General features: G+C 61.2%; 3 protein-coding genes and 1 pseudogene. All 4 read left to right on the forward strand.

Annotated features, from left to right (window positions below):
- The first annotated feature begins 22 nt into the window (after window positions 1-22).
- The gene (locus VF672_RS01710) at window positions 23-874 is read left to right on the forward strand and encodes a MurR/RpiR family transcriptional regulator (RefSeq protein WP_331100749.1); all 852 of its coding nucleotides are present in this window, start codon (window positions 23-25) and stop codon (window positions 872-874) included.
- A gap of 69 nt (window positions 875-943) precedes the next feature.
- Window positions 944-1,498, forward strand: coding sequence for a D-alanyl-D-alanine dipeptidase (ddpX, locus tag VF672_RS01715; protein ID WP_331100745.1), 555 nt, complete (start codon window positions 944-946; stop codon window positions 1,496-1,498).
- 229 nt (window positions 1,499-1,727) lie between these two features.
- Window positions 1,728-3,284, forward strand: coding sequence for an ABC transporter substrate-binding protein (locus VF672_RS01720; RefSeq protein ID WP_331100747.1), 1,557 nt, complete (start codon window positions 1,728-1,730; stop codon window positions 3,282-3,284).
- 123 nt (window positions 3,285-3,407) lie between these two features.
- Window positions 3,408-3,664, forward strand: a pseudogene (locus VF672_RS01725) (ABC transporter permease); the annotation flags it as partial.

A 3,664-nucleotide genomic window follows, 5' to 3' on the forward strand; every position in this document is an offset into this window, starting at 1 on the left:
CGGCGCCATCAGCGGAACTCCAATGGACAAGTCGCCCTTCCTCGACGCACTCGAACAACGGTTCAGCGATCTGACGCCGACCGGCAAGCGCATCGCCGGCTACTTGTTGGCCAATCCGCAGAAGCTGCCTTTCGAGACCGCGGACAGCATCGCCCAGCAGACCGGAACCACCGGTATCTCCGTTGGCCGGTTCCTGCGCTCGTTGGGCTATCGGAACATCGATGATGTCAAACAGAGCCTGCGCGGCGACAGCGCCAGCCCGTGGGTAATCACCGATCGGCTCGGCGCCTTTCGTGAAGAAAACTCCCAGGGCGATGTCCTGGAACGCTCGATGAATCGCGAGCTGGAAGCCATCCAGCGTGTCTACGCCCTGGCACGCAGCGAGACCTTCGCCCGCATCGTCGAGCGGCTGCACAGTGCTGACGCCGTGTTCATCGTCGGCATCCAGACCATGCGAGGCATCCTCAACGCCTTTTTCAGCCACCTGGAGTACATCCGGCCCAAGGTGTATTACGTCGATGGTTTGTCCGGCACCTACGCCGAGTCACTCAACTCGCAATTCGAAAATCCCTACGCCGTCATCGCCGACTTCCGCACCTATTCCGCCATTACGCGCACGTTTTGCGAAGTCGCCCATCAGCAGCAGGTAGGACTGGCGTTCATTACCGACTTTCACTGCCCGTGGGCGCGGGATTACCCCAGCGATCTGCTGCAGCTCAATGCCGACGTCGGCCAGTTCTGGGATTCCCTGGCGCCGCTGACCTGCCTGTTCAATTTGATGGTGTCGGCAGTGGCAGACCGATATGGCGAGCGCCTGGACCAGCGCCTGGCGAAGAATCGTGAGTTGCAGCAACTGTTTGGCCAGTTTGAATAGATAGAGCTTCCCGGCTAAAGCCGGTCCTACTGAAGCAACCCGCACCACGCTGATCTGGAGTGTCGTTACGTGAATAGCCCCCTCGTCGAAGTCGACGCCCACGCGCTGCAGGTCGAGATCGACCTGATTTACGCCGGCGTCGACAACCTCGCCGGCAAGCAGATTTACCGGGACCCGCGCTGCCTGCTGCACCGCGACGCCGAACGTTGTTTGCGCAAGGCCAGCACCCTGGCCCGCCAGGCCGGGCTGCGGTTGCGCATCTTCGACGCCTATCGCCCGGGGTACGCGCAGTACCTGCTCTGGCAGGCACTGCCTAACCCCGAATACGTGCGCGACCCCGGGCTGGGTTCCCATCACACCCGAGGCGTGGCGGTGGACCTGACGCTGATCGACGCAAGCGGGAAGGCCCTCGACATGGGCACCGGTTTCGATGACATGCGCGAGCACTCGCATCAGTTTTTTGCCGACCTGCCCGCCGACATACAGCGCAACCGGTTGCTGCTGCTGGGGATCATGCTGGCGGCGGGGTTCACGTACATCGACAGCGAATGGTGGCATTACGAACTGCCCGACGCCGAAAACTACCCGCTGATCGACGACGGTTCGATCCAGCCCGCGGTGTAACAGGCCACAGGGCACGGACCCAAAAACCATCACGCCACACACGACGCGAAGAGACACACGAAAACCGACCGGGACAAGCATGAATCCCGGCTGAATCTGGCATAACCCGACCTCGCAAGAGCAGGGTTCGCCATGTCGCAGGCCTGAGGCCTGTGAGCTTTAACTGCCCGGTATAGCGCCAATAACAAACCTGACGAACTTCCCTACTTCGAACGATCAAGGAACCGGCATGAAATCAATCGTTACCCCACGCACGCTGGCGATGGCAGTCCTCTGCACCGCCATGGGCCTCGGCGCCTGGCAATCGGCCAGCGCAGCCGTGCCTCAGGACACCCTGATGATCGGCAAGCCGTCCGACCCGCAGACCCTCGACCCGGCCGTGACCATCGACAACAACGACTGGACCGTCACGTACCCGGCGTACCAGCGCCTGGTCACCTACAAAGTCGAAAACGGCAAGGGCAGCACCGAAGTGGCAGGGGAGCTGGCCAGCAGCTGGACCACCTCGGCCGACAACCTGACCTGGGAATTCAAGCTCAAGCCCGGCAACAAATTCGATGACGGCGCCGAGGTCACTGCCGAGGCGGTGAAGTTCTCGTTCGACCGCGTGATGAAGCTCAAGCAAGGCCCGTCTGGCGCCTTTCCCGATGACATGGCTGTCTCGGTGGTAGACCCGCTGACCGTGCGCTTCACCCTGAAGGCACCGTATGCGCCGTTCCTCTCCACGCTGGCCCACAACGGCGCGGCGATCATCAACCCGGACGTGGCGAAACACGCCGAAGGTGCCGAGGCGTACCTGTCCAATCACACCGCAGGTTCGGGTGCGTTCAAGCTGGTCACCTGGCAGAAGGGCCAGGCCCTCACCATGGAGCAGAACAGCTACTACGCCGGCCCGAAACCTACCCTGAAAAAGGTCGTGGTGAAGATCATCAGCGAGGCCTCGGTGCGTCGTCTGCAGCTGGAACACGGTGACCTCGACATCATCGAAGACATGCCCGAGGACCAGCTCGAAGCGCTGGCGAAAAAATCCGGCATTGTCGTCGGCGATTACCCGTCGCTGCGGGTGACGCTGCTGTACCTCAACACGCAGAAAGCGCCGATGAACAACCCGGATGCACGGCGTGCCATCGTCGAATCCCTGGACTACGACGGCATCATCAACGGCATCCTGAAAGGCAAGGCCAAGCCGCTCAATGGCCCGATTCCCCAGGGCATGTGGGCGTATGACGAGAAGCTGCCAGCGTTCAGGCAAGACATGGACAAGGCCAAAGCCGATCTGGCGAAAGTCTCGCCGAAGATCAGCAACCTGACGTTCATGTATTCCGACAAGGACCCGAACTGGGAGCCGATCGGCTTGACCCTGCAGGCCGGATTGCAGCCCCTGGGCGTGAACCTCAAGCTGGAAAAGCTCGCCAACGCCAGCATGCGTGAGCGCCTGGGCACCGGCGACTTTGACGTCGCCATCGGCTCGTGGAGCCCGGATTTTGCCGACCCCTACATGTTCATGAATTTCTTCTTCGACTCGAAGCTCAAAGGGCTCGCCGGCAATCGCTCGTTTTACGACAACCCGGCAGTGGACACGCTGATTCGCGAATCGGCGACCACCAACGACATGGCCAAACGCACGGAGCTGTATCAGCAGGCGCAGAAAATCGTGCTCAACGACAGCGTGTACGCCTATCTCTATCAGAAGGCCTACACCTTGCCGATGAGCGAGAAGGTCAAGGGCTACGTGTTCAACCCGATGCTGGAACAAGTGTTCAACGTCGGCACGATCACCAAGTAGACCCTTCATCCAGCCAGTTGCTGTCATTGCACAGGCCCTGCAAGGGAGGCGGGGCCCTGTGAAGCAACGCTGTGTCCGCGCGCTGTTTCGCGTTACTGATCGACTGCGTCACCGAGGTGCCCCATGGCCTTTCTGAATATGCTGCGTAAACGCCTGGGCGGCCTGCTGCTGGTGGTGTTCGGCGTGTCCCTGATTACCTTTTCCATCTCGCACCTGATTCCGGGCGACCCGGCGCGACTGATCGCTGGCGATCGCGCCACCGACGCCATCGTCGAGAACATCCGCCATCAGTTGGGGCTGGATCTGCCGCTGTATCAACAATACGGCCGTTACATGCTCGACCTGCTGCACGGCGACCTGGGCACGTCGATTCGCACCCA

The organism is Pseudomonas sp. (assembly GCF_036387035.1).
Taxonomy (GTDB): Bacteria; Pseudomonadota; Gammaproteobacteria; order Pseudomonadales; family Pseudomonadaceae; genus Aquipseudomonas.